Origin of the sequence: Dechloromonas sp. ZS-1, from assembly GCF_039649255.1 — a bacterium.
Classification (GTDB): domain Bacteria; phylum Pseudomonadota; class Gammaproteobacteria; order Burkholderiales; family Rhodocyclaceae; genus Azonexus.
In genome coordinates, this window is the sequence record NZ_JBDIYD010000004.1 from 128,280 (window position 1) to 152,931 (window position 24,652).

The following is a 24,652-nucleotide window of genomic DNA, read 5'->3' on the forward strand; positions in this document are numbered from 1 at the left end:
CCTGTTTTTTGCAGCTTATCCCTATGCCGCCCAATCCCGCCATTGCCTCCACCGCCGACATCGTTGCAGAACTGAAAGCGGGCCGCATGGTCATCCTGGTCGATGAAGAAGACCGGGAAAATGAAGGCGACCTCGTCATGGCCGCCGAGTTCATCACGCCGGAAGCGATCAATTTCATGGCCAAGTATGGCCGTGGCCTGATCTGTCTGACCCTGACCGAGGCACGCTGCAAGAAGCTGGGCCTGACCCAGATGGCCCGCAACAACGGCACCGTTTATGGCACCGCCTTCACCGTCTCGATCGAGGCGGCCGAAGGCGTCACCACGGGCATCTCCGCCGCCGACCGCGCCCGCACCATCCAGGTCGCCACCGCCAAGGACGCCGTGGCCGACGACATCGTTCAGCCGGGTCACGTTTTCCCGATCATGGCCCGCCCGGGCGGCGTGCTGGTCCGTGCCGGCCACACCGAAGCCGGCTGCGACCTCGCCGCCATGGCCGGTCTGGAGCCGGCCTCCGTGATCTGCGAAATCATGAACGACGACGGCACGATGGCCCGCCTGCCGGAACTGCTCGAATTCGCCAAGACGCACGGCCTGAAGATCGGCACCATCGCGGACCTGATTCACTATCGCGCCTCCTCCGAAACCCTGGTCGAGCGCGTGCACAGCAAGCCGGTCACCACGGCCCACGGTGAATTCACCCTGCACGCCTACGTTGACCGTAGCGGCGGCGCCACCCATCTGGCGCTGGTCAAGGGCGACATCCCGGCCTCCGGCGAAACCCTGGTTCGCGTACACGAACCGCTGTCCGTGCTCGACTTCCTCGACCCGGCCGGCAAACGCCAATCCTTCACGCTCGACGAAGCCCAGGCCGCACTGGCCAAGGCGGGGCACGGCGTGATCGTGCTCATGCACCGCCCGGAAGACGGCGAGGCCCTGCTTGCCCGCCTGGCCGGCGACAAGCCGAAGACCCAGCCAAAATGGGACCCGCGCACCTATGGCATCGGTGCGCAGATCCTGCGCGACCTCGGCGTCACCAAAATGCGCCTGCTCTCCAGCCCGCGCAAAATGCCTTCCATGACCGGTTTTGACCTCGAAGTCACCGGTTTCGTCTCTTCTCTCGCGGAGCTTTAACCCATGTCCCGCTTCGACAATATTTTCGAATACGACAACAACCTCGACGGTCGCGGCCTCAAGGTCGGCATCGTCATGAGCCGCTTCAACCTGCCGGTCTGCGAAGGCCTGCTCTCCGCCTGCGTGGCCGAACTCAAGCGTCTCGGCGTGGCCGATGACGACATGCGCATCGCCAACGTACCGGGCGCCCTGGAAATCCCGCTCGTACTGCAGAGCATGGCCCAGAGCGGCCGTTACGACGCACTGGTCGCCCTCGGCGCCGTCATCCGTGGCGACACCTATCACTTCGAAGTGGTCTCCAACGATGCTTGCCGCGCCATCATGGAAGTGCAACTGCACACCGGCATCCCCATCGCCAACGGCCTCCTGACCTGCGATACCGACGAACAGGCCGAAGTCCGCATGCAGCCCAAGGGCAGCGATTGCGCCCAGGCCGCCATCGAAATGGCCAATTTGAAGAAAGCCCTCGCCCAATGAGCGATCAAGACAACAGCCAGAAGGCCCCGCCGAAATCCGCCCGCCGCCGCGCCCGCGAATTCGTTCTGCAGGGTCTCTACCAGTGGCGCGTCGGCGGTGCCGACGAAGCCGCCATCGAGGCTTACGCCCCGGAAATGGAGGGCTTCGCCAAGGCCGACCGCGAGTTCTTCGTCGGCACGCTGCGCGGCGTCATCAAGCAGCATGCGGCACTGATCGAGACGATCAGCGCCCACATCGACCGCAGCTTCGACGACCTGTCGCCGATCGAATCCTGCGTCCTGATGATGGGCAGCTACGAGATGCAGAACCATCCCGACACGCCCTACCGCGTCATCATCAACGAAGCCATCGAACTGACCAAGGCATTCGGTGGCACGGATGGTCACAAGTATGTAAACGGCGTGCTCGACAAGGTGGCCGGCCAACTGCGCCCGACCGAAGTTGCCGCCCGCAAGCAGCAGAAGCAGTAACGCCCGTGCCCGGCGAATTCACGCTGATCGACCGCTACTTTGCCCGCCCGACGCCCTCTGCGGTGCTCGGTCCGGGTGACGACTGCGCGCTCGTTCAGCCGACACCGGGCAAGCAACTGGCCGTCACGACCGACATGCTGGTCGCCGGCACCCACTTCTTCCCCGACACCGACCCGGAACGCCTGGGCTGGAAGGCCCTCGCCGTCAATCTCTCCGATCTTGCCGCGATGGGCGCCACGCCGCGCTGGGTGACGCTGGCCGGGGCCTTGCCGACGGTCGACGAAGCCTGGCTGGCCAAATTCGCCACCGGTTTCTTTGCCTGCGCCGAACGTTTTGGTGTCGACGTGATCGGCGGGGACACCACGCGTGGCCCGCTCAATCTCTGCATCACCGCGATGGGGGAAGTCGCCCCCGGACAAGCCCTGACCCGCAGCGGCGCCCAGACGGGCGACCTGATCTGGGTCTCCGGTCGCCCCGGCCTCGCGGCTCTGGGCCTCGCCCACCTGCAAGGCCGCGTTGCCCTGCCCGAACCCTGGCCGCGCCTCTGCGTGACCCAGCTGGAAAAGCCTCAACCGCGCGTCGCCCTCGGCCAGGCGCTGGTCGGCCTTGCCAGCGCCGCGATCGACGTTTCCGACGGTCTACTGGCCGATCTCGGTCATATTGCCGAGCGCTCCGGCTGCGCCGCAGCGGTGCGTCTGGTTCAGCTTCCGCATCTGCCCAAGGGGGCCGAATACAACGCAGACCTGCGCCGCATCGCGCTCGAATGCCAACTGGCGGGCGGCGACGATTACGAACTCTGCTTCACCGCCCCCGGCAGCGCCACGCAAGCCATCGGCCAACTGGCGGCCAGGCTCGATCTGCCGCTCTGGTGCATTGGTGAAATGCACGCAGGCGAAGCAGGCAACGTCACCGTTTTCGACCCGGACGGCAAGCCGGTCAGCTTCGAACAAACCGGTTACGATCACTTCGCCCATGGCTGAGCGCCCCACCCTGCGCTTCCTGCTCGCCCACCCGGCCCATTTTTTCGCCCTGGGTTGCGGCAGCGGCCTTGCCCCCAAAGCCCCCGGCACCTTTGGCACCCTGTTCGGCTGGGGGAGCTTCCTGCTCATTCAGCCGCTCTTTTCCGATCTCTATCTGCTGACCCTGATCGCCATCGCCTACCTGTGGGGCATCTGGTTCATCGACAAAACCGGCCAGGCGCTGGGCGACCCCGACCACGGCAGCATCGTCTGGGACGAAATCGTACCGTTCTGGCTCGTCCTGCTCATGACCCCAAGCGGTTTCCTTTGGCAGCTCACGGCCTTTGCCTTCTTCCGCTTCTTCGACATCACCAAGCCGCAACCGGCCCGCTACTTTGATGACAATGTGAAGAACGGCTTTGGCGTGATGGCCGATGACCTGATCGCTGCCGGCTACACCCTCCTCGCCCTTGCACTCTTGAAAACGGCGATTTCCTGACGGTCGACCGTCGGAAAACCCAGGGTTTTCCCCTGCCCATATTGGTACTACTTTCGCAATAATCGCAACACATTCTCGCTATAATCGGCGCACGTTTTCCGATATTCAGAACATGTTTCGCCGCCACCCCATCCCCCTCCTGATCCTGAGTTGCTTCCTGCCTGCTGCACACGCAGATGATGAGGCGCTGTATTTTGGCGAGTTGCCTGTCGTTGCCTCCGTCTCGCGCTTGCCGCAGAAAATCTCCGAGACGCCAGCCAGCGTCACGGTCATCGACCAGGACATGATCCGCGCCTCCGGCGCACGCACCGTCGAAGACTTGCTGCGTCTGGTACCGGGCTTCCAGGTCACCAGCCACAACCAGGACCCGGCACTGGTGACCTACCATGGCCTGAGCACCGGGATTAACAGCACCACCACGACCGACGAATTCAGTTCGCGCGTACAAGTGCTGATTGATGGCCGTTCGCAGTTTTCCCCGCTGTTCAAGTCCGGCGTGAACTGGAATCTGTTGCCGGTCGCCCTTGAAAATATCGAGCGCATTGAGGTGACCCGCGGTTCGAACACCGTTTCATACGGCTCCAATGCCGTCATGGGCGTGATCAACATCATCACCATCGATTCGGCGCAAGCCCGGGGCTGGATGGTCTCGGCCAATCACGGCAACAACCAGATCAGCGACCAAACCCTCCGCTGGGGCGGCGGTACCGATAACGCCGACATCCGTTTTACCGCCAAGGAATTCCAGGATGGCGGCTTCCGCCGTGCCTACTACAGTACCTGGTATGACGCCCCGGACACGCGCCGCAGCGGACTCCTCGACTTGCGCGCCGATCTCCGTCTCAGCAATCGGGACGAGTTACAAATTACGCTGAGCCAGGCGGACGACGTCTCCGAATACGGCCGCCCAGACCGCACCACCCCACCGCGCGACCCCTTGCGCGAGATGCACTCCCGCTCCAGATCGCTGGGCCTGCATTGGCGCCGTATCCTCTCCGCCACGGAGGAAATCGGCCTGCGCTACGCCTACACGGATGACTGGGCCTCAATGCCGTATCAGTGGCAATACAGCTTTCAACCCACCGGCGCCCCGTCCAGCGTGACCGGACTTGCCTCCGTCGATAGCGGCGGCCGCTCCCGAGTGCACGAACTCGAATTCGAACATCGCCTGAGCCCGACCGCGGAAACACGCGTCATCTGGGGGAGCACGGCAAAAGCCATTGCCCTGCGCTCTCCCGCCCAGTTCACTGACAACGACATCAAGACCCGAAACAGCATTCGCCTGTTCGGCAATCTGGAATACAAGCCCCATCGTGACTGGCTGTTCAACCTGGGCGCCAGCGTTGAGCGCGACAGTGCCACCGAAACTTTTTTCGACCCGCGCGCCAGCGTCAGCTATCACGTCACCCCTGAACATACCTTGCGCCTGATCGCCGCCCGCGCACATCGTACCCCCAGTCTTTACGAAGCTATGGGGCTGACACAACGCTGGGTGACCTACAACGGCAGTCCGGTCAAGGATGTCACCTATTACGCGCAAGGCGTTCAACCTGAAACAATCGACTCGTTTGAAATCGGCTATCTCGGGGAATTCAAGTCGCTGCGCGCCACGCTGGATATTCGACTGTTCCGGGAACACATTCCCAACCGGATCCAGATCGTTCCCCTTCCACTCCCGCTTGCCATGGAGGACGGCACGGACAAACTGGCCGCCCCGACTGCCACCCAACCCCTGATTTATCCTTACGGGCGGGCCGACGGCGCAATCAACCTCGAAAATGTACGGATTCACGGGTACGAACACCAACTGCGCTGGCAACCCTTCGAAGGCACCCGCCTGATTTACAGCGGCGCACTGATCTCGATTGATGCCACCCTGAACGACCCCTACGCCGTCGCCGACAGTTTCCCCAATGCCCAGGGGGAAGGCGACAACGTTGGAAAAATTTCCCGTCAGACACGCGCCTCAGCCCCGGTACATTCGCACTCAGTCATGCTGATCCAGCGCCTGCCCTATGGCGTACAAGGCTCGGTGATGTATTTCTACAACGACAGCATGCGCTGGCGTCGCAATGGCGGCCCCATCCAGAACAGCAAGCGCGTTGATTGGCGCCTGGCCAAAGCCTTCAACTGGGGCGGCGTCCGCAATGAGGTGGCGTACACCATGCAAATGGCAAACGCTCCCCAAGAAGGCCGGTTTGCGAACGACAACCAGATCGCGCGCATCGCAACCCGCCAGCAATGGCTGAGTTGGCGTACCGACTTCTGATGACGATCCACCGGCATCGTGATGCCGGCGGACTCAAATCAAGGCTGCTTAACGGACTTTGAAAGTCTGGCTGACGACCGAAGCCTCTTGCGTGATACGCGCTGCGTAACGGCGAGCCGTAGACGAAGCTTCGCACAACTGACGTGTGGCCTGTGCATAGGCATGCAAGGCATCTGAAAAGCGCCGCAAGGCATCCGGAATATTGGAGGAACGGGCCGACATGATGCATCTCCTGAGAGAATCAGAAACAATCATTTTCGGCAGACATTGTTTCACAGGCGTGTCAGCCTAACCATACGACATTGGTCATAGCGACACACTGCCGACACATCCGCATCATCTCGTCATAAAAAAGCCCCGTCACAGGACGGGGCTTTGGCATTCTGGCGCGCCTGACACGATTCGAACGTGCGACCACTGCCTTCGGAGGGCAATACTCTATCCAACTGAGCTACAGGCGCGTAGGGGGCGAATTCTACCGCGTCGCGGCGTGGCTCGTCCAATGCCTTTTAGCCCGTCAGATCAGTTCAGTCGAAGAAGGTCGCCGCCGCTTCGAAGCGTTGGGCGTAGTAACGATCCGTGAGCCGATCAATCCGCACCTTGCCGTTGGTGGCCGGCGCGTGCACAAAGCGCTCCTCACCGATATACACCCCAACATGTGAATAGGCCCGGTTGCGCGTGTTGAAAAAGACCAGATCGCCGGGCCGGAGAGACTGACGTTCGATATTCCGGGCACGCCGAGCCAGATCAGCGGCACTGCCAGCCAGTTGCATGCCCAGCGCCTCGCGGTAGATATAGCTGACCATCCCGCTGCAATCGAGGCCTGCCTCCGGATTTTTCCCGCCAAAGCGGTAACCCGTATCGATCAAACCGAGGGCGTAGAGCACCACCTCACTCCCGCGCGCAGGCTGCGCCGCAACAGGGGGCTGCGTTATAGTCGCAGTCGTCCCCGGCCTGGGGGCAGGACCGCTACACGCCGCCAGTACGGCCATACTCAACACGGAAAAAACGAAACGTCGCACGGCAAACCTGAAGTTGTTTCTTGAAGTTAACCGTAACTTACCGTTTTCTCAGGATTTTTCAACATCATCATGGCTAAATTTTTACTCGCAGCCGCGCTGATTCTGCTGGCCTGGATGGGATTGCGCCGCTGGCAGGGAAGACATCGCGCCAGCTATATCGACCGCTATCCCTTTCAAAAGCACCTGGATGCCCGCCTGGCTGCCCGCCATCCAGAACTCACCAGCGAGGAAAGGCAAGCCGTCTTTGCCGGCCTGCTTGACTACTTTCATCTCTGCCGCAGCGCGGGACGACGGCAGGTGGCCATGCCCTCCCAAGCCGTCGATGACGCCTGGCACGAATTCATCCTGTTCACGCGCCGCTACCAGGCTTTCTGCCAAGGGGCATTTGGCCGCTTTTTGCACCACACGCCGGCCGAGGCCATGCGCAGTCCCGGCGAGGCCCAGGAGGGTATTCGCCGGGCATGGCGCCTGGCCTGCCAACGCGAAGGGATCGATCCGAAAGCCCCCGACCGGCTGCCCCGCCTGTTTGCACTCGACGCCCAACTGGGCATTGCCGGCGGCTTTGTCTATCACCTGAACTGCATGACGGGCAAAGGCAACACGCCGGATGGCTATTGCGCCAGCCACATTGGATGCGGCGGCGGTAGCGGATGCAGCAGTGACGGCGGGGACAGCAGCGGTTGTAGCGGAGGTTGCGGCGGCGGCGATTAGACCGCCCTCTCTTGGGGAGCCCCGTGCCGCGCGCAGCCCGCACGGCATGCGATGCTTACTTGTGATAGCTCCGGCTGCTGCCAGAATGACCGCGGCCGCTATCGGCATGGTCGTCGAAGAGGTTCCAGCCTTGATATTGCGCGTAGGCAAAGAGCACGAGCGCCAGGAGACTGGCGAAGCGGGCAATACGGATATACATCAGTCGTCGTCTCCCTCATCGGCATCGGCCGGCGGATGATCGCTTTCCAGCCAGCGGCGGGTCTCGAAGGCGGCAGCACGCGCATAGGCAAAACCGGGCCAGAGCAAGACGAACAGCGCCAGCATGACCCAGTTGGACCAGCCGACACCGCCACCGAGCACTTCTAGGCGGGCATTCACGGGTTCCGGCTTCTCGGGCGCGATCTCGGGTTCAATGGCCAGGTAATAGGTACCGGCCGGAATGCGCTGAAAGACCACCTCGTCGGACGCACTGCCTTCGGTCCAATGCCCGTCATCCCAGCCTTGATAAAAGCTGAGTTCACGCGTCACCGGCCAGGCCTCGCCGGAGGTTTTATTCACCAGGACCAGATCGAGACTCATCCAATTGTTGTTCAAGGAAGTCCGGTTCCGCACCCGGAGGGTCTTCTCCATTTTGGGGAGCACAAATTCACGGCTGGTCGTTTCACCCTGCGCGGGCATGAAGTCAAAATCCTGACGCAGCCATAAGCGCTCCCCGAAGGTCAGCAAAAACACGGCTTGGAGCAGGATGGCTGCCAACACCAGCTTCCAGGCGGTCGACCATGTCCGGTTACGCGTTTCCAGCCAGGGATTGGGCTGGCAGGCGTGAATCCCGACCGGCTCGGGCAAGGCAGCCTTGAGCGCAAACATCTCCGCGACGTGCTGCGGCGTCAGATAACTCGCCACGCTCCAGGTCAGATCTTTGTCGCTGCGTTCGCAGGAAAGCATGCGGGGCGGCGCCACGTAATCGATGACGCCGCTCCGTTCGCCCCGCTGGACGCGCCACGGAAATTCGCCGGCAACCTGAATGACCTCCACCTCTTGCGTGGTCTGGAAATGCCGGAAAATCTCGCCCTCGTAACGGACATTCCCCAGTTCCACGGGCAGCGTGGGCAAGGTCCGGGCCAGGCTCCAGTGACCGTCATATTCGATCAGCCAGCGATACTGCCCCGTCGCATCCACCAGAAGATATTCACGCCAATCGTAGGCGCGCCCCGCCACCCGGCACTGGCGGACGAGAAAACCGATCACTTCAAGCGCCGCGCCATCCAGTTGTCCTTTTGCCCCCAGAGGCAACTGCGGCGTGTAACGCTCGGCCTCGGGCTTGAGCGCTTTTGAGAGCAGGGCCTGCGTCTTGCTGTTGAGATCGATCACCGCCCCGCAACTGATGCACCCCGCTGCCACACTGTCCATCGATTTGGCCTGCATCGGCGCGCCACAGGCGGGGCAATGAAAACTGCGCACCGGGACCACGTTTTCCGGCAAGGGCATGCCCTCGCGCAAGCGCGTCCAGGCCAGCTGATCGAAAACAACCGGCTCGCCCAGAAAAAGCAGCGGCGGCGTTTCCGAATAATCCAGGGTGGCGAAATGCCGGGTATTTTTCAGGTCGACCGCCGGAACCGGGTACCCGCCCCCCACCTTGAAAGGCAACTCCCCCTCGCCGGCGACGCAGGACGCCGTTTCAAGATTGGTCACCGTCCAGGCCTGGCCGGCCAATTGCAGGCGCTGCCCGGCGCTCAAGCCCTCGAATGGGGGAAGCGGCTCCTGAACGGGCTGCACCGATGTGAGCACATACTCACCGCCAGCCTCAGACAACCAAGCGGTATGCTGATCTGCAAAAAGCAGATACCACTCATTCCAGAGGCCTTGACTGTAACGCAGTTGAATTCGCCCGATCAGGGTAAAAGGCACATCGCGATAACGCCCCTCACTCCCCAACTGCAACGGCGATCGATCTTCGGCCAAGGCCGCCATCTTGCCGATATCCTCGACCGCCGCATCCTGACGCAACAAGGTGCTCTGGCAGTATTCGCAGACAGCCAGAATGGAGGCGGCCGATCGAAAAACGACCGGCGCCCCACAGGCAGGACAGGTGGCGTTCAGCGGCACGATCCGACGGTCAACTCAGTTTCTTGAGCAATTCTGCCTTCTTCGCATCGAACTCGGCCTGGGTCAGGATGCCTTTTTCGACCAGGGCATGGAGTTTCTCCAGCGTGGCGACCACGTCATCCGCCGACACGGCCTGCGCCGGCGCCATGGCCCCGGCCATCGATTGGCCGACCGCCTGGCCAAAGCCCACGCCCGCGCCCAGCCCGACGCCCACTGCAGCCAGGCCACCTTCATTCTTGGCGGCATCGGGGATGCTGTTGGCCACCTGATACTGGGTATACCGCTGCAGATCACCGATCATGTTGATGCCGATCTTCTGATCGAGCACCTTCTGCAACTCTTCCGGCAGGGAAATGCTCTGGACGACCAGCGAATCCAGCGCAAGGCCGAATTCGGCAAACATCGCAGCGGCTTTGCCCTGCATGGCCCGGCCAAACTCATCGAGATTGGCCGCCATGTCGATGAAGGGGATGCCGGATTCAGCAAAAAGATCCGACAGGCCGGCGATCAGGGTATTACGCAACTGCCCTTCGAGATCGCCCCGCGGATAGCTGTCACGCGTGCCGGACACTTTCTGATAGAACACTTTGGGGTCGACCAGATGGTAGGTATAGATCCCAAAGGCGCGCAGGCGCACCATGCCAAATTCTTTGTCGCGAATGGTCACGGGGGTAGGCGTTCCCCACTTCTGATCCAGTTGCCCGCGTGTCGAGAAGAAATACACGTCGCTCTTGAAGGGCGACTCAAACAATTTGTCCCAGTGCTGCAGGTTGGTCAGCACCGGCAGCGTCTGCGTATTCAGGGTGTAACGCCCCGGCCCGAAGACGTCGGCAATCTTCCCCTCATTGACGAACATCGCCATTTGCGAGTCCCGCACGGTCAGGCTGGCGCCGTTCTGGATTTCCATATCCTGCATCGGGAATCGCCAGGCCAATGTGCCGTCGTCAGACTCGGTCCATTGCAGGACATCGATAAACTGCTTTTTCAGGAAATCCATCAGTGCCATGCGAGGCTCCTTTCGGGGTCAGATGATGCAACCGGCGTTGAGAATCCCCACGCCAATCGAAAGCGATGCCAGAAAAATCCCGGAGGCAATCCGCCCCTGGGCAATATTCTGATTGATCCCCGGCAGCGCCAGACGCGCGGCCGTGAAGGTCAGCAACTGAACCAGGCCGGCCACCACGGCCCAGCCCACCATACTGTAGAGGTTGTGACTCACCGCGACCGAAACCGCAATCGGCAAGGCAAAGCCGATCACTGCACCGCCCAGGCTGGTGGCAGCCGCCTCATTGCCGGCGCGGATCAGGGCAATTTCACTGTATGGCGTGATGTAGATATAAAGCACCACAAACACCAGCAGCAGCAGGGCAGCCGTGGCAAAGAAACCGGCGAAGGCAGGCAAGCTGTTCAGAACAGGATCAAACATTGCATTCCCTTCGCATAGTATCGTCGAAGCGGCATTGTCACCGCTCACCGCACGGGAATCAAGCCAGACGGGCGTTGAACCACTCGATGAAGGCGGGCAGGGGCAAAGGCTTGGCGTAGTGGTAACCCTGGGCCAGGGTGCACCCCAGCGCCCACAACTGGTCGCGCTGCGCCACGGTTTCCACCCCCTCCGCCAGCGGGGTCATGTCCAGATCGCGTGTCAGGTCGATGATGGTGCGCACCAGACGCAAGCTGTCGATCGACTCCCCCATGGCAACGACAAAGGCACGATCAATCTTGATTTCGTTGAGCGGCAGCGACACCAGATAGCTGAGCGATGAATACCCGGTCCCGAAATCGTCCAGGGCCAAACGGAAGCCCAGGGCGCGCAGACGATGCATGATGCTGAGACAACGATTCCGGTCCGTCAGCATGGCCGATTCCGTGATTTCCAGCGTGAATCGCTCCGGCGGGATATGCCAGGTTTCGATCCGCTGGGCCAGCAGTTCGGGCAGATCCTCATCCAGCATGTCGGCGGCGGTCAGGTTCAAGGACAAGGAAATATCGATCCCGGCTGCTGACAAATCCGCAGCGATGCGCATGGCATTGCGCACCAACCAGTCGGTCAACTGCATGCGCCAGCCGTTTTCCTCGATCAACTCCATCACCAAAGGCGGCGGCACCCATTCACCATTCTCGCGCTGCCAGCGCAACAACAACTCGGCACCCGTGCAGGCCTTGGTTTCAATATCCACCTGCGGCTGAAGATAGAGTTCCAGCGTCTCATGCTGCAGGGCCTTGCGCAGTTCTTCGGCCATGCGGAAGCGTTTTTGCCAGTCCTGGCTCAAACCATCCTCAAACCAGCCAAAACTCTGTCCGGAAGTCCCCAGGTTCCAGCGCGCCAGACGCGCCGCATGGACCACCGCATCGGCAGTGGCCCCGTGATCCGGCATCATCGCGGCACCAATGGCCACATCCATCATCAGCGCCCGGCCGCTCAGCAAACGCAAAGGCTCGGCAAACAGGCGCTGCAAATGTGCCGCAGCAAGCGAGGGTTGGGCCATCGAGCGAATGCCGGGCATAACCAGCAGCCACTCCCCTTCCCGACCAGCAAAGACCCGATCCTGCGCATGCAGGACGCCTTGCAGACGCTGCGCGAGCATGCTCGGCAAGCCTTGGAGATCGCTGGCAGAGAGATGAACGAAGGAATTTCGGTTCACCAGGGACAGCGACAGGACAGCCACCTGTGCATGATCCGTGCGCAAATCATGGAGCGTACGCAGGGCGGTCAACTCGCCCTGAACCCCCATTTCCGCATCGCGCAACTGTTCGCCGAGTTCGATTGCGCAGCTGATGGAGGCAGTAATGGCTCGGCGCAAGCTCGAGTACAACTCCAGATTCAGGCGGCCAACCTGCGGCCGATCACCCAGAATATCCGCTTCACAGCGCTCCGCCGCCCGGAAGAAAAAGCGAAAGATTTCGCCGAGTGACACACCGCTCCCGTAGAGCTCATGCCAGGTCTGCATCCAGCGGCGCTGCCAGTCCGTGTCTGCCAGCATGACCGGCATATCGCAGCAAATGGCCACGAAGGCCTCTTCGGCCGCTCCGCCCGGCACCACGCGCGCTTCTTCGATAACGGCATGACGCCAGATATCGGACACCGCCTTGAGCGAATACAAACGCGACTCGCTCAGGCCATAGGCCTCGAAGTCGATGAATCCTGATTCGCCGTCAGCCAACATAATAGTCATTATCCGACAAGCCGTAGGCATCCAGAGGCAAGGCGCGCAGCACCCGCAAGGACTGGTTTTGCTCTTCCCGCAGATCCAGTACCCGATAGCCCTTGACCTGATTTTTCTCGGCATCCAGCATGATCAGGATACGCGGCCGCGAACGCTGCACACGATTTTGCTGGATGACCACCCCAACCTCGCCATTGCTCAGTTCCACCAGCGTCCCGATCGGGTAGAGCCCGACGCACTGAACAAACTGCTCCATCAATACGGGATTGAATTTCTTGTCACGCAATTGATAAAGCTCTTCCAGCGCTTCCTGGTGGCTGAGCGCATCCCGATAGGGCTTCTTCTTGAGCATGGCACAGAAAGAATCGCACAGACCGGCCATCTCGCCGCCCAGACCAATCTGATCGAGGCGCAGCCGGCGCGGATAGCCGGAGCCATCCCAGCGCTCGTGATGGCGCGACACGATGACCATCACCTCCGGCGGCAAGCCCCGCTGGGCATAGAGAATTTCCAGCGTACTGGCGACATGGGACTCCACCAGGGCGCGCTCCGCCGCCGTCAGCGAAGCCTGCTTGTTCAGCAACTCGTTCGGTAGATGCACCTTGCCCAGATCCTGCAGCAAACCGGCCAGTCCCAGTTCAAGCAAGCGATGGCCGCGCCAGCCGATGTGTGTGCCCAGCAGGAGCATGTAAACCGACACATCCATCGAGTGGTCAAAGCTGTATTCGTCCTGGCGCTTGAGACGGAGCAACCACATCAGGGCATCCGGATTGCGCTGCAAGCTGCCAGACAGATCGCGCACGCCTTCGCGTACGCCATCCAGGTCCATTTGCTTGTCCTGGGCAACGGCATCGAAGGAACGCTCCAGCGCCCGATTCAGTTCATCGTAACGCGGCTCGATACGCTCCAGTTCGCTGGACAGCGCGCGCCCTTCCTCCGTATCCCGCTGGCTGTGCAGAAAATCCAGAAAACGCCGACGCCGATCACGGCGACGAATCTCATCGGGCGTCAGCAAACGCTTCTGCTTATCTTCCTCGCCACTCCCCGGCCCATTGAACGGGCGCGCCTTGAGTGGATCATCCTTCTTGTGAACAGCGGCCTGATAGTGTTCCCCGAGGGAACGCGAGCGATCGATATGAACGAAACGGCACTTTTGCTGGAAAACGTCAATTTGCCGAGGCTCGGTAATGATGAAGCCCTGCAGGGCGAACGGCAGCTCCGTCCACGAGCAGTCCGGCTCGACAACGAACATACCGACTTTGAGGTCAGCGGAAGCAACGATTTCCATAATAGTCAGTGCGCTATGCCTGGATCAGCAGGAAGGCCCAGGGCCTTTAGCCCCAACAAGGGGAGATTCTCGACGAGCCTTGCTGGAATGACAAGAGCGCCACCAAGACCATCCGCATAACCACCGGAAATCAGGCAGGTTTTGTCGTTTCCCGATGGGCAAGGCAAGGTTGCATACATGCGCTCGATCGCCCCCAGTTGCGCATGCAAAATCCCGCTGCTGATCGCGTCATGGGTGTTGCGCGGCATGCTCACCAGACGCCCGTCCGCCAGCGGCAGATGGGCTGTTCCTGTGGCCAGTGCAGCCCGCATCGCCCCCATTCCGGGCAGGATGCAGCCCCCGAGAAAACAACCCTCCGCGTCAAGCAGATCGATCGTCGTTGCCGTGCCTGCCATCACGACGAGACAGGCATTCCGGACCAGCGAGCGAGCGCCGATCAGCGCACACCAACGGTCGACCCCAAGGCGCGATGGATTTTCGTAAAGATTGGTAACCCCCCCCGCCTGCGCCGTACTGTGCACCTCTTCCAGGCAAGACGCCCAAGCCCCCAGTGCAGCACGAATCTGTTGCCCGATCTGGGCACCGGCCACATTCGCCAGCAAGATTCGCTCAGGCTCCGGCAAGTGGTGAGCGAGCGCCCCGAGTTCGCCCAATGCATCATGCGCAAGATTGCCGCTGCGGAGCATCTCCCCCGAAGCCGCGTAGCAGGCCCATTTCAGACGGGTGTTCCCGCAATCGATGCACAGGATCATGTGCGTCGCACGCTCACATCACCCGCATAGACAGACTGAATGCCGGTTTCGCTGGCCACGAGGAGCGCCCCATCCTCAGCAACGCCTTGGCAGCGCCCCACCCAGCCAGCACCCACCTCGTCCAGAATCGACACCTCGAGTCCCTGCCAGGCATGCCAGCCCTGCCAATCGCTTTTGACTGCCGCAAAGCCGTCGACCGCAAAGCGATCCAGTACCACGACCAAGGCATCCAGCAGCGCCGCCAAAATACGCTCCCGCCCGGGCAAAGCAGGCATCGCCTCGGAGAGCGCTGAAACGGGTTGCGGCAACTTTTCTTCTGGAGGCAGCAAGTTCAGGCCAATGCCAATCACCACCTGCGTGCCTCGACGATCGGATGCCAACTCGACCAGAACCCCGGCGAGTTTGGCATAGTCGCCGTCCCCTGTACGAAGCAAGACATCATTGGGCCACTTCAAGCCGATGCCGGCCGCCCCCAATGCCGTCAAGGCTTCCGCCAGGGCAACCCCCACGGCCAGGGAAAGCCCTGCCAGCCGTGCCGGCGAACCCGTAAAGCGCCAGAGAAGAGAAAACGTGAGGCTGCGCTCGGGAGAGGAGAGCCAGACCCGGCCCCGCCGGCCCCGCCCGGCCGATTGCCGATCAGCGACCACCACCCGGCCTGCCGGCGCTCCCGCCGAGGCCTGACGCATGATTTCACTGTTGGTCGAATCGCAAGCATCGAGCGCATCGACATCGACACGCCCGAGCGCCGTGGTCAGGCAGCTTTGTAAAAGAAGGGGATCAATCAGACTCATGCGCGGATTTTACTCTGCGCCGGCCTGCTCCTTGCCCCCTTCAATGCCGAGTTCCGCGATTTTCCGGGTAATGGTATTGCGCCCGATCCCCAAGGCGAGCGCAGCCTCGATCCGGCGACCACCGGTATGCGCCAGGGCGCGGGAAATCAAAATACGTTCGAAGGCCTGCACCAGGACATCGTGCACCTGCCCGCCGCCACACAGCAGCAGACGGTCAACCTCCTGTTCGAGGGCTGTTTCCCAGTTGCCGGCCACCAGGGCTGGCGTGGCTTCGCGGATCTCGGGAGGCAGATCGCCCACCTCGACCTGTTGCGCCGGCGCCATGACGGTGAGCCAATGACACAGGTTTTCGAGCTGACGAACGTTACCCTGAAAATCCAGTCCGCTCAGATACTTCATGGCCGGCTCGGAGACACGCTTGGCCTCGACACCCAGTTCGCGTGCGCTCTTTTGCAGGAAATGTCGCACCAGCAGGGGAATATCCTCCCGGCGCTCGCGCAGGGACGGCAAACGGATGCGAATGACGTTCAGGCGATGGAACAAATCCTCACGGAATAAGCCATCCTTGACGCGCGCCTCGAGATGCTGGTGTGTGGCGGCGATCACTCGGACATTCGCCTTGACCGGCGCATGGCCGCCGACACGATAGAAATGCCCATCCGAGAGCACCCGCAGCAAACGGGTTTGCAGTTCGGCGGGCATATCCCCGATTTCGTCGAGGAACAAGGTGCCGCCCTCCGCCTGCTCGAAGCGGCCTCGCCGCTGCGCCTGGGCGCCGGTAAAGGCCCCTCGCTCATGCCCGAACAGTTCCGACTCCAGCAAATCCTTGGGAATCGCCGCCGTGTTGATGGCAATGAAGGGTTTGTCCGCCCGCGGACTATGCCGATGCAGGGCGCGCGCAACCAGTTCCTTACCCGCACCGGACTCCCCGGTGATCAAGACGGTTGCGTGCGACAAGGCAAGTCGCCCGATAGCCCGGAAGACCTCCTGCATGGCCGGCGCCTGACCGAGAATTTCCGGGGCGACCGCCACTTCTTCAACCGCACCGATTTGGTGCATTGATTCATCAATGGCTCGACGGATCAGTTCCACCGCCTGATCAACGTCGAATGGTTTGGGCAGGTACTCAAAGGCACCGCCCTGAAAGGCCGCCACCGCGCTTTCCAGATCGGAATAGGCCGTCATGATGATGACCGGGACGTTCGGATGCTCCGCCTTCACAACCTGCAGCAAATCCAGCCCGGACTGGCCCGGCATGCGGATATCGGACATCAGCACCTGCGGCGGTTCCGCCCCCTGCTCCAGCAGGGAAATGGCCTCGGTGGCCGAAGCAAAGCTCTTGAAAGGAATGCCTTCCCGGCTCAGGGTCTTTTCCAGGACCCAGCGAATGGAACGATCATCATCGACAACCCAGACCGGTTTCATTGGTGCTTTCTCAAATAGTTATGATCAATGGGCGTAACCAAAGCAAAACTCAGGCCGCCCCTTCCTCGCCCCGTGCAGCCTCGATCGGCAGGCGCAGCGTGAAGGCCGTTTGTCCGGGACGGCTGACGCAATCAATCGAGCCCTGATGATGTTGAACGAAGTTCTGGGCGATGGTCAGCCCCAGGCCGCTCCCCCCTTCGCGCCCGGACACGAGGGGATAAAACATACGCTCGCGGATGTGCTCGGGAATCCCGGGACCGTTGTCGATCACTTTCACTTCCAGCGCAAGACGATAACGCCGCTTGGCCAGGGTCACCTGACGCAGGGCGCGGGTGCGCAGGACAATCTCCCCCTCGCCTTGCATGGCCTGAGCGGCATTGCGGGCAATGTTCAAGACTGCCTGAATCAATTGTTCACGATCACCGATCATCTCCGGCAAGCTGGTGTCGTAGTCGCGGCGCACCTTGAGCGACCCCGGATATTCCGCCACCAGCAAGGAGCGGACTCTTTCCAGGATTTCGTGGATGTTGACCGTCGCCGGCACCATCGCGCGATGCGGGGTGAGCAGGCGTTGCATCAGGTCCTGCAGGCGATCCGCCTCCTTGATGATGACCTGCGTGTACTCCCGCAAAGACGGCGCATTCGGCAAACCAACCAGTTCGTGCTCCAGCAGTTGCGCCGCCCCGCGCAGCCCCCCCAGGGGATTCTTGATCTCGTGCGCCAAGTTGCGAATCAATTCCCGATTGGCCTGTTGCTGCTGGATCAACTGCTCCTCGCGCGTCGCCGCCAGTTGCTGCTCGATCGGCTGCAACTCCAGCAACAGACGCACCCCCACCACCAGATCCGGACGAATCGGAGTCACCGTGCAGTTCAAATGCAGCACCTCACCATCGCTGCGCCGCAACTCGATGTTCTGTCCGGTATAGCCCCAGTTATTGGCAAGACCATTGTCGATTGCCGACTGCAAACTGGGTGGGCAGGTGCAGAACACAGCGAGCGGCTTGCCGGTGGCCGAGCGGATACTGACTGCGAAGAGATTTTCTGCCGCCGGATTGAGGTAGCGCACACAACGCGCATCATCAATCAGCAATACGGCAGAAGCCAGCAAATCAAGGCCGGAGAAAGGCGTCGTTTGAGTATTCATGGAGGTATTGTAGTCCGTTGTTTCAACGGGGTTTGCTTGCGTTACTGACCGATCGTTCATTATTATTCGCCATCCTATTTTGCACGAAGCACGTCATGCTCCGGACACGCCCCACTCTGCTTTCCCTGCTGCCCCTCGCCCTGCTGGCGGCATGCAGTCCAGATGCACCACCCGCGAGCAAGCCGCGCACCGTTTTGGTGCAAGCGGCCGAACCCGCCGATCCGCGCCAAGGCAGTTTCACCGGCGAAGTCCGCGCCCGCCACGAAGCAGACCTGGCTTTTCGCGTCGGCGGAAAAATCTCTGCCCGTCTGGTCGATACCGGCCAGGAAATCCGTGCCGGACAGGCGCTGGCCCGCCTCGACCCGACCGATCTCGAACTGGCCGCCAGCGCCGCCCGCGCCCAACTGGCCGCCGCCGAAAGTGATTTCAACACGGCAAGGAGCGAACGCGAGCGTTACGCCGGCCTGCTCGCGAAAAAATTCGTCAGCCAGACCGCCTTTGACGCCAAGGACAACGCATTCAACAGTGCCCAGGCGCGCCTTGAGCAAGCCCGCGCGCAAAGCCGAATCAGCACCAACCAAAGCGACTACGGGACATTAAGCAGCGACCGTGCCGGGATTGTGACGGCGATCCTCGCGGAAGCTGGCCAGGTGGTTGCCGCCGGCCAGCCCGTCCTGCGCGTGGCCCGCCCGGAAGAAAAGGAAGTCGCCATCGCCATCCCGGAAAGCCGCCTCGCCGAAGTGCGCACCGCCAAGGGCTTTACGGTCGACCTCTGGGCAGACCCGAAAACCGCCCTGCGCGGCGAACTGCGCGAGTTGTCGCCCGCCGCCGACCCGGCCACCCGCACCTACGCCGCCCGCATCCGACTGCCGCAAGCCCCGGAGAGCCTGCGCCTGGGCATGACGGCGCGCGTCACGCTGGCGGGCGAGGGGACGTCGGCAGTCAAGGTCCCGCTCAGCGCCGTCGTCCATCTGGGCAAGCAAGCACAGGTCTGGGTCGTGGCGAACGGCAAACTCGCCGCACGTCCGGTGCGCGATCTCCGCTTTGTCGAAGAGGGCGCCCTGATCGGCCAAGGCCTGCAGGCTGGCGAGCAGGTTGTGGTCACGGGGAGCGCCAGCCTGGTCGCGGATCAGGCGGTGACGCCACAGCCCCTGAATCCACCGGAAAGGCAGCGCTGAATCGTGAGCCAGCGTTTCAATCTGTCCGACTGGACCCTGCATCACCGCACCCTCGTCGGCTATTTCCTCTTCGCCATCGCCCTCATGGGCGTCTTTGCCTATGGCAAGCTGAGCCAGGCCGAGGACCCGCCCTTCACCTTCAAGCTGATGGTCATCCGGACTTTCTGGCCGGGCGCCACGGCGCGCCAGGTCGAGCAGCAGCTGACCGACAAGATCGAGAAGAAGCTGCAGGAAACCCCGTTCGTCGATCGCGTATCGAGTTACTCCCGCCCCGGCGAATCGACGGTCATGTTCTTCGCCAAGGACAGCACGCCGCCCGCCCAGGTCCCGGATGTGTATTACCAGGTCCGCAAGAAGGTGGGCGACATCCGCCACACCCTCCCCGCCGGGGTTCAGGGTCCCTTCTTCAATGACGAATTCGGCGACGTTTTTGGCAATGTTTACGCGTTGACCGGCGACGGCCTGACCTACCCCCAGCTCAAGGATTTTGCCGAGCGCATCCGCGACGAGCTGTTGCGCGTCCCCAATGTCGGCAAAGTGGAACTGTTCGGCATCCAGGACGAAAAGATCTATATCGACCTGGCTAATACCAAGCTCGCCACGCTGGGCCTCGACATCAATACCCTGACACAAGCCATTGCCCAGCAAAATGCCGTGGCCGGTGCCGGTTATTTCGAAACCAGCAGCGAGCGCATCCAGATCCGTCCGGACGGCGGCTTCACGAGCGTCCAAGCAGTGGCTGACACGCTGATCCGGGCCGGTAACCGCAGCTTCCGCCTGGGCGATATCGCCCAGGTCTATCGCGGCACCGTCGAACCGCCTGCCCCGCTGGTGCGCTACCAAGGCAAACCGGCACTCGGCATTGGCGTTTCGATGGCCAAGGGCGGCGACATCATCCAGTTGGGCAAAGCACTGGATACCCGCATCGCCCAATTGCGCGAGACGCTGCCGATCGGTGTTGAGATCGGTGCTGCCGCCAGCCAGCCGGAGGCCGTCAAGCGCTCGGTCCAAGCCTTCATCCAGGCCCTGGCCGAAGCCGTGATCGTGGTCCTGCTGGTCACCTTCATCAGCCTGGGCGTACGCACCGGGATGGTTGTCGCCATCTCCATTCCGCTGGTTCTCGCCGCCACCTTCCTGGCCATGCAGTGGTTCAATGTTGGCCTGCACAAGGTCTCCCTCGGCGCGCTGGTACTGGCACTGGGCCTTCTGGTCGACGACGCCATCATTGCCGTCGAGATGATGTGGGTGAAGATGGAGCAAGGCTGGGAACGCACCCGGGCCGCCTCCTTTGCCTACACCAGCACGGCCGGCCCCATGCTCTCGGGCACGCTGGTCACGGTGGCGGGATTCATCCCGATCGCCCTGGCCAAGTCCTCGACCGGCGAATACGCCTTTGCCTTTTTCCAGATCAATGCCGTCGCCCTGCTCATTTCCTGGCTGGCTGCGGTGATCGCCATTCCCTGGCTGGGCTACAAGCTGCTGCCGGATCCGCATGCGCCACGCACACCATCCGTCCTTGAACGACGCCTGCCACGCCTGGCGCGGCTCGCCGACAAGCTGGGGCTGTCCGGCCCGGCGCCGCACAGCGAAGAACACGATGTCTACGCGACGCCCTTTTACAACCGCTTCCGCCTGCTGGTGGATCGCTGCGTTGCACATCGCTGGCTGGTCATCGGCATCACCGTGCTGCTCTTCATCCTGGCCATCGTCGGGATGGGCAAGGTGCAAAAGCAATTCTTCCCGAACTCGACCCGCCTCGAACTCAACGTCGAGCTTCGCCTGCCGGAAGGCGCTGCCATCAATGCCATCGATGCCGAAGTACGCGCACTGGAAACCTGGCTCGCCAAGGACAATGCCGAGCATGACCAGTTCGAGCACTATCTGAGCTTCATCGGCTCCGGGGTGCCGCGCTACTACCTCGGCCTCGACCAGCAACTGCCTGCCACCAACGTTGGCCAGGTGCTCATCGTGACACGCGACGTGATCGCCCGCGAAGCCCTGCGCGAGCGCCTGATTCAACACTACGCGGAGAGCGGTTCCGGGGTGCGCGCTGCCATCAACCGTATCGAAAACGGACCGCCCGTCGGCTACCCGGTGCAGTACCGCATTTCCGGGGAAGACATGGCCACCCTGCGCAGCATCGGTGAATCGATCGCCGAGGTCATGCGCCAGGACCCGGACCTGTCCAACGTCAACTTTGACTGGTTTGAGCTCTCCAAGGCCGTCCGCATCGAGATCGACCAGGACAAGGCGCGCCTCCTGGGCATTTCCAGCCAGGATCTGGCCGGACTGCTCGGCATGTCGCTCAATGGCTATGCCGTGACCAGCTATCGCGAAGGCGAAAAGAGCATCGATGTCGTGCTGCGCAGCAGCCGCAGCGATCGCCAGCAACTGGCCGCTCTGCCCGATCTCGCCATTCCGACCCGCAGCGGCAAGAGTGTGCCGCTGAGCCAGATCGCCCGCCTGGAACATGACTTCGAGCCGGGCGTCATCTGGCGCCGCGATCGCATGCCGACGCTTACCGTCCGCGCCAACCTGTATGGCAAAACCCAGCCCGCCACGGTGGTCGACCGTCTGAAATCGGACATCAACACCATTCGCGCCAAACTGCCTGCCGGTTACCAGATTGCCGACGGGGGCTCGGTCGAAGAGTCGGCCAAAGGCTCGGGTTCGGTCATGGCTGGCGTGCCGCTCTTCATCCTGGCGGTGGTCACCATCCTGATGATCCAGCTGCAGAGCGTGTCGCGCGTTGTCATGGTGATGCTGACCGCACCGCTCGGCATGATCGGGATCGCGCTTTTCCTGCTGGTGTTCAACAAACCCTTCGGCTTCATGGCCCTGCTCGGCACCATCGCCCTGTTCGGCATGATCATGCGCAACTCGGTCATTCTGGTCGATCAGATCGAACAGGACCTGAGTGCCGGCAAGGCACGCTGGGAAGCCATTGTGGAGTCGACCGTGCGGCGCTTCAGGCCGATTGTGCTGACGGCCCTGGCCGCCGTCCTGGCGATGATTCCGCTGTCACGCAATGATTTCTTCGGCCCCATGGCCGTCGCCATCATGGGCGGCCTGATTGTGGCCACCGCCCTGACGCTGCTCTTCCTGCCTGCCCTGTATGCTGCCTGGTACAAGGTGACGCGCCCAACGGTCGCGCCACACGTCTGAGCCAGCTCAACGCAGGCCGGACAGTTCCTTCTGGATGGCCTGCAAGTTGCGCTCGTGCTGCCCGATGCGATCCCGGTAAGGCAACAGCCGTTCGGCCGGCGGCGCCGGGCGCACTGCCTCCTGCTCAGCCAGATCGCGCCGCGCCTGCTCCAGCTGACGGCGCTCGGTGGCCAGCTCCTGCTCCAGGATATGGCGGCGGTCGTTATCGCGGGCTTTCTGCGCCCCTTCGTTAACCCTCGGAAAATCCGAGGGCGTCGGTGTGGCCGCGGCCTTGGGGCGGGTGCCTGGCGTAGAAGCGGCGCTACTCCCTCCGGCATCATTGCTCTTCGAAACCGGCTTGCAATTCGTGAAGTCGCGCGAGGTCGTATAGACCTTCCCCCCGGCCGCATCGGTGCAACTGTAGATGGTTTGGGCGGAAAGGGTGGCGCTGAAGAACACGAGCAACAAAGGTAAAACCGGGCGCATTGGCATGGGCAACAGACTATTCACAGATCATGAATCTTAACGATTTCACCCGCTCGGGGTAAACAAAAAAAGGGCGGGGAAACCCGCCCTTTTCTGGCTCAGCCGGAGATTACAGGCTGTAGTACAGGTCGAATTCGACCGGGTGGGTCGTCATGCGAACCTTGTTCACTTCTTCCATCTTCAGGGCGATGTAAGCATCGATCCAGTCGTTGGAGAAGACGCCACCCTTGGTCAGGAATTCGCGGTCAGCGTCCAGAGCAGCCAGCGCTTCTTCCAGAGAGGCGCAGACGGTCGGGATCTGTGCGTCTTCTTCCGGCGGCAGATCGTACAGGTTCTTGGAAGCCGGATCGCCCGGGTGGATCTTGTTCTGAACACCGTCCAGACCGGCCATCAGCAGGGCGGAGAAGCACAGGTACGGGTTGGACAGCGGATCCGGGAAGCGCGCCTCGACGCGACGACCCTTGGTCGAAGCAACGAACGGGATACGGATGGAAGCAGAACGGTTCTTGGCGGAGTAAGCCAGCTTGACCGGGGCTTCGTAGTGCGGGACCAGACGCTTGTAGGAGTTGGTACCCGGGTTAGTGATCGCGTTCAGGGCCTTGGCGTGCTTGATGATGCCGCCGATGTAGTAGATCGCGAATTCGGACAGACCGGCATAGCCGTCGCCTGCGAACAGGTTCTTGCCATCCTTCCAGACGGACTGGTGAACGTGCATGCCCGAACCGTTGTCGCCAACGATCGGCTTCGGCATGAAGGTCACGGTCTTGCCGTACTGGTGTGCCACGTTGTGGGTCACGTACTTCTGGATCTGGGTCCAGTCAGCGCGCTGAACCAGGGTGCTGAACTTGGTACCGATTTCGCACTGGCCGGCGTTGGCCACTTCGTGGTGGTGCACTTCAACCGGCACGCCCAGGGCTTCCAGAGTCAGGACCATGGCGGAACGGATGTCGTGCAGGCTGTCGACCGGCGGAACCGGGAAGTAGCCGCCCTTGACGGCCGGACGGTGACCGGTGGCGCCATTGCCTTCGTTCTTCTCACCAGCGCCCCAGGAGGCTTCGGAGGAGTGAATCTTCAGGTTGCAGCCGGACATATCGACGGACCATTCAACGCCGTCGAAAATGAAGAATTCCGGTTCCGGACCGAAGAAGGCGGTGTCGCCCAGGCCGGAGGACTTCAGGTAGGCTTCAGCGCGCTTGGCGATGGAGCGCGGGTCGCGGTCGTAACCACGGCCGTCGGTCGGATCGACGACGTCACAGGTCAGGACGACGGTGGTTTCGTCGAAGAACGGGTCGATGTAGGCAGTGGCGGGATCCGGCATCAGCAGCATGTCGGAAGCTTGAATGCCCTTCCAGCCGGCGATGGAGGAACCGTCAAAAGCGTGACCGCTTTCGAACTTGTCTTCGTCGAAGTGGGAGACCGGCACGGTGACGTGCTGTTCTTTGCCACGGGTATCGGTGAAACGGAAATCGACGAACTTGGCGTCGTTTTCCTTGACCATGTTCATCACGTCTTGCGGGGTTGCCATAAGCGCAGTCTCCTAACTAAAACAAGATGCCGGATTGCCGGCACGAATCAATAATCGGCCACCCAAGCTAGCAGAAAACATGCCACCTCAAGAAGCGCAACCTTTC

General features: G+C 61.8%; 23 protein-coding genes and 1 tRNA gene. 9 read left to right on the forward strand and 15 right to left on the reverse strand.

Annotation, left to right across the window (positions count from 1 at the left end):
- Nucleotides 1–23: 23 nt before the first annotated feature.
- The 6 genes from ribBA to AACO21_RS08035 all read left to right on the forward strand — a co-directional run bounded on the left by ribBA (nucleotide 24) and on the right by AACO21_RS08035 (nucleotide 5,807).
- Nucleotides 24–1,133 (forward strand): bifunctional 3,4-dihydroxy-2-butanone-4-phosphate synthase/GTP cyclohydrolase II, encoded by a 1,110-nt coding sequence (gene ribBA / locus AACO21_RS08010; RefSeq protein WP_346191991.1) that lies wholly within the window; start codon nucleotides 24–26, stop codon nucleotides 1,131–1,133.
- Nucleotides 1,134–1,136: 3 nt separating this feature from the next.
- Nucleotides 1,137–1,610 carry a 6,7-dimethyl-8-ribityllumazine synthase gene (ribH, locus tag AACO21_RS08015; RefSeq protein WP_346191992.1) on the forward strand — a complete coding sequence of 158 codons (474 nt, stop codon included), beginning with the start codon at nucleotides 1,137–1,139 and terminating at the stop codon, nucleotides 1,608–1,610.
- Nucleotides 1,607–2,080: a transcription antitermination factor NusB gene (gene nusB, locus AACO21_RS08020; RefSeq protein ID WP_346191993.1), complete on the forward strand. Its 474-nt coding sequence runs from the start codon at nucleotides 1,607–1,609 to the stop codon at nucleotides 2,078–2,080. The genes ribH and nusB overlap by 4 nt, the downstream gene beginning before the upstream one ends.
- 5 nt (nucleotides 2,081–2,085) lie before the next feature.
- The gene (thiL, locus tag AACO21_RS08025; RefSeq protein ID WP_346191994.1) at nucleotides 2,086–3,060 is read left to right on the forward strand and encodes a thiamine-phosphate kinase; all 975 of its coding nucleotides are present in this window, start codon (nucleotides 2,086–2,088) and stop codon (nucleotides 3,058–3,060) included.
- Nucleotides 3,053–3,538: a phosphatidylglycerophosphatase A gene (locus AACO21_RS08030; protein ID WP_346191995.1), complete on the forward strand. Its 486-nt coding sequence runs from the start codon at nucleotides 3,053–3,055 to the stop codon at nucleotides 3,536–3,538. Before thiL ends, AACO21_RS08030 begins: the two co-directional genes overlap by 8 nt.
- A 112-nt stretch (nucleotides 3,539–3,650) precedes the next feature.
- A complete protein-coding gene (locus tag AACO21_RS08035) occupies nucleotides 3,651–5,807 on the forward strand; it encodes a TonB-dependent receptor (protein WP_346191996.1) in 2,157 nt (718 codons plus the stop codon).
- A gap of 48 nt (nucleotides 5,808–5,855) precedes the next feature.
- On the opposite strand, the gene AACO21_RS08040 is transcribed toward AACO21_RS08035, so the two are convergent.
- From AACO21_RS08040 to AACO21_RS08050, 3 genes are all read right to left on the reverse strand, one after another.
- Nucleotides 5,856–6,029 (reverse strand): hypothetical protein, encoded by a 174-nt coding sequence (locus tag AACO21_RS08040; protein ID WP_346191997.1) that lies wholly within the window; start codon nucleotides 6,027–6,029, stop codon nucleotides 5,856–5,858.
- A 162-nt stretch (nucleotides 6,030–6,191) separates the two neighbouring features.
- Nucleotides 6,192–6,268: transfer RNA gene (locus tag AACO21_RS08045), tRNA-Arg, on the reverse strand.
- Nucleotides 6,269–6,334: 66 nt separating this feature from the next.
- Nucleotides 6,335–6,694, reverse strand: a complete 360-nt coding sequence (locus AACO21_RS08050; protein WP_346191998.1) for a C40 family peptidase — start codon at nucleotides 6,692–6,694, stop codon at nucleotides 6,335–6,337.
- Between the two features lie 204 nt (nucleotides 6,695–6,898).
- Here AACO21_RS08050 and AACO21_RS08055 point away from each other — a divergent pair, with 204 nt between their 5' ends.
- A complete protein-coding gene (locus AACO21_RS08055) occupies nucleotides 6,899–7,540 on the forward strand; it encodes a hypothetical protein (RefSeq protein ID WP_346191999.1) in 642 nt (213 codons plus the stop codon).
- Nucleotides 7,541–7,595: 55 nt separating this feature from the next.
- Here AACO21_RS08055 and AACO21_RS08060 read toward each other — a convergent pair whose 3' ends face one another.
- The 10 genes from AACO21_RS08060 to glnL are packed head-to-tail and all read right to left on the reverse strand — an operon-like array spanning nucleotide 7,596 to nucleotide 18,213.
- Complete coding sequence (locus tag AACO21_RS08060) at nucleotides 7,596–7,739, reverse strand: hypothetical protein (protein WP_346192000.1); 144 nt, start codon at nucleotides 7,737–7,739, stop codon at nucleotides 7,596–7,598.
- On the reverse strand, nucleotides 7,739–9,646 hold the full coding sequence (locus tag AACO21_RS08065) for a DUF4178 domain-containing protein (protein WP_346192001.1): 1,908 nt from the start codon (nucleotides 9,644–9,646) through the stop codon (nucleotides 7,739–7,741). Before AACO21_RS08065 ends, AACO21_RS08060 begins: the two co-directional genes overlap by 1 nt.
- Nucleotides 9,647–9,656: 10 nt before the next feature.
- Nucleotides 9,657–10,652: an SPFH domain-containing protein gene (locus AACO21_RS08070; protein WP_346192002.1), complete on the reverse strand. Its 996-nt coding sequence runs from the start codon at nucleotides 10,650–10,652 to the stop codon at nucleotides 9,657–9,659.
- A gap of 18 nt (nucleotides 10,653–10,670) precedes the next feature.
- On the reverse strand, nucleotides 10,671–11,072 hold the full coding sequence (locus AACO21_RS08075) for a DUF350 domain-containing protein (protein WP_346192003.1): 402 nt from the start codon (nucleotides 11,070–11,072) through the stop codon (nucleotides 10,671–10,673).
- 58 nt (nucleotides 11,073–11,130) lie between these two features.
- The gene (locus AACO21_RS08080) at nucleotides 11,131–12,822 is read right to left on the reverse strand and encodes a GGDEF domain-containing phosphodiesterase (RefSeq protein WP_346192004.1); all 1,692 of its coding nucleotides are present in this window, start codon (nucleotides 12,820–12,822) and stop codon (nucleotides 11,131–11,133) included.
- A complete protein-coding gene (locus AACO21_RS08085) occupies nucleotides 12,803–14,101 on the reverse strand; it encodes an HD domain-containing phosphohydrolase (RefSeq protein WP_346192005.1) in 1,299 nt (432 codons plus the stop codon). The genes AACO21_RS08080 and AACO21_RS08085 overlap by 20 nt, the downstream gene beginning before the upstream one ends.
- 5 nt (nucleotides 14,102–14,106) lie before the next feature.
- Nucleotides 14,107–14,853 (reverse strand): type III pantothenate kinase, encoded by a 747-nt coding sequence (locus AACO21_RS08090; protein ID WP_346192006.1) that lies wholly within the window; start codon nucleotides 14,851–14,853, stop codon nucleotides 14,107–14,109.
- A complete protein-coding gene (locus AACO21_RS08095) occupies nucleotides 14,850–15,644 on the reverse strand; it encodes a biotin--[acetyl-CoA-carboxylase] ligase (RefSeq protein ID WP_346192007.1) in 795 nt (264 codons plus the stop codon). The genes AACO21_RS08090 and AACO21_RS08095 overlap by 4 nt, the downstream gene beginning before the upstream one ends.
- Before the next feature lie 9 nt (nucleotides 15,645–15,653).
- Nucleotides 15,654–17,069, reverse strand: coding sequence for a nitrogen regulation protein NR(I) (ntrC, locus tag AACO21_RS08100; protein ID WP_346192008.1), 1,416 nt, complete (start codon nucleotides 17,067–17,069; stop codon nucleotides 15,654–15,656).
- 49 nt (nucleotides 17,070–17,118) lie between these two features.
- On the reverse strand, nucleotides 17,119–18,213 hold the full coding sequence (gene glnL / locus AACO21_RS08105) for a nitrogen regulation protein NR(II) (protein WP_346192009.1): 1,095 nt from the start codon (nucleotides 18,211–18,213) through the stop codon (nucleotides 17,119–17,121).
- Between the two features lie 95 nt (nucleotides 18,214–18,308).
- Here glnL and AACO21_RS08110 point away from each other — a divergent pair, with 95 nt between their 5' ends.
- Together AACO21_RS08110 and AACO21_RS08115 are read left to right on the forward strand one after the other, a co-directional pair.
- Complete coding sequence (locus tag AACO21_RS08110; protein WP_346192010.1) at nucleotides 18,309–19,391, forward strand: efflux RND transporter periplasmic adaptor subunit; 1,083 nt, start codon at nucleotides 18,309–18,311, stop codon at nucleotides 19,389–19,391.
- 3 nt (nucleotides 19,392–19,394) lie between these two features.
- Nucleotides 19,395–22,556, forward strand: a complete 3,162-nt coding sequence (locus AACO21_RS08115; protein ID WP_346192011.1) for an efflux RND transporter permease subunit — start codon at nucleotides 19,395–19,397, stop codon at nucleotides 22,554–22,556.
- 6 nt (nucleotides 22,557–22,562) lie between these two features.
- On the opposite strand, the gene AACO21_RS08120 is transcribed toward AACO21_RS08115, so the two are convergent.
- Together AACO21_RS08120 and glnA are read right to left on the reverse strand one after the other, a co-directional pair.
- The gene (locus AACO21_RS08120; RefSeq protein ID WP_346192111.1) at nucleotides 22,563–22,994 is read right to left on the reverse strand and encodes a DUF4124 domain-containing protein; all 432 of its coding nucleotides are present in this window, start codon (nucleotides 22,992–22,994) and stop codon (nucleotides 22,563–22,565) included.
- Nucleotides 22,995–23,130: 136 nt separating this feature from the next.
- Nucleotides 23,131–24,546: a type I glutamate--ammonia ligase gene (gene glnA / locus AACO21_RS08125; protein ID WP_346192012.1), complete on the reverse strand. Its 1,416-nt coding sequence runs from the start codon at nucleotides 24,544–24,546 to the stop codon at nucleotides 23,131–23,133.
- Nucleotides 24,547–24,652: the final 106 nt, after the last annotated feature.

What these genes read in the sequence shown, in the direction of transcription:
- AACO21_RS08110 (WP_346192010.1), top strand. Translation starts at nt 18,309, where the DNA reads ATGCTCCGGACACGCCCCACTCTGCTTTCCCTGCTGCCCCTCGCCCTG.
- glnA (WP_346192012.1), bottom strand. Translation starts at nt 24,546, where the DNA reads ATGGCAACCCCGCAAGACGTGATGAACATGGTCAAGGAAAACGACGCC.
- AACO21_RS08060 (WP_346192000.1), bottom strand. Translation starts at nt 7,739, where the DNA reads ATGTATATCCGTATTGCCCGCTTCGCCAGTCTCCTGGCGCTCGTGCTC.
- glnL (WP_346192009.1), bottom strand. Translation starts at nt 18,213, where the DNA reads ATGAATACTCAAACGACGCCTTTCTCCGGCCTTGATTTGCTGGCTTCT.
- AACO21_RS08030 (WP_346191995.1), top strand. Translation starts at nt 3,053, where the DNA reads ATGGCTGAGCGCCCCACCCTGCGCTTCCTGCTCGCCCACCCGGCCCAT.
- AACO21_RS08055 (WP_346191999.1), top strand. Translation starts at nt 6,899, where the DNA reads ATGGCTAAATTTTTACTCGCAGCCGCGCTGATTCTGCTGGCCTGGATG.
- AACO21_RS08090 (WP_346192006.1), bottom strand. Translation starts at nt 14,853, where the DNA reads ATGATCCTGTGCATCGATTGCGGGAACACCCGTCTGAAATGGGCCTGC.
- ribH (WP_346191992.1), top strand. Translation starts at nt 1,137, where the DNA reads ATGTCCCGCTTCGACAATATTTTCGAATACGACAACAACCTCGACGGT.
- AACO21_RS08080 (WP_346192004.1), bottom strand. Translation starts at nt 12,822, where the DNA reads ATGACTATTATGTTGGCTGACGGCGAATCAGGATTCATCGACTTCGAG.
- ribBA (WP_346191991.1), top strand. Translation starts at nt 24, where the DNA reads ATGCCGCCCAATCCCGCCATTGCCTCCACCGCCGACATCGTTGCAGAA.
- AACO21_RS08085 (WP_346192005.1), bottom strand. Translation starts at nt 14,101, where the DNA reads ATGGAAATCGTTGCTTCCGCTGACCTCAAAGTCGGTATGTTCGTTGTC.
- ntrC (WP_346192008.1), bottom strand. Translation starts at nt 17,069, where the DNA reads ATGAAACCGGTCTGGGTTGTCGATGATGATCGTTCCATTCGCTGGGTC.
- AACO21_RS08040 (WP_346191997.1), bottom strand. Translation starts at nt 6,029, where the DNA reads ATGTCGGCCCGTTCCTCCAATATTCCGGATGCCTTGCGGCGCTTTTCA.
- AACO21_RS08070 (WP_346192002.1), bottom strand. Translation starts at nt 10,652, where the DNA reads ATGGCACTGATGGATTTCCTGAAAAAGCAGTTTATCGATGTCCTGCAA.
- AACO21_RS08035 (WP_346191996.1), top strand. Translation starts at nt 3,651, where the DNA reads ATGTTTCGCCGCCACCCCATCCCCCTCCTGATCCTGAGTTGCTTCCTG.
- nusB (WP_346191993.1), top strand. Translation starts at nt 1,607, where the DNA reads ATGAGCGATCAAGACAACAGCCAGAAGGCCCCGCCGAAATCCGCCCGC.
- AACO21_RS08095 (WP_346192007.1), bottom strand. Translation starts at nt 15,644, where the DNA reads ATGAGTCTGATTGATCCCCTTCTTTTACAAAGCTGCCTGACCACGGCG.
- AACO21_RS08075 (WP_346192003.1), bottom strand. Translation starts at nt 11,072, where the DNA reads ATGTTTGATCCTGTTCTGAACAGCTTGCCTGCCTTCGCCGGTTTCTTT.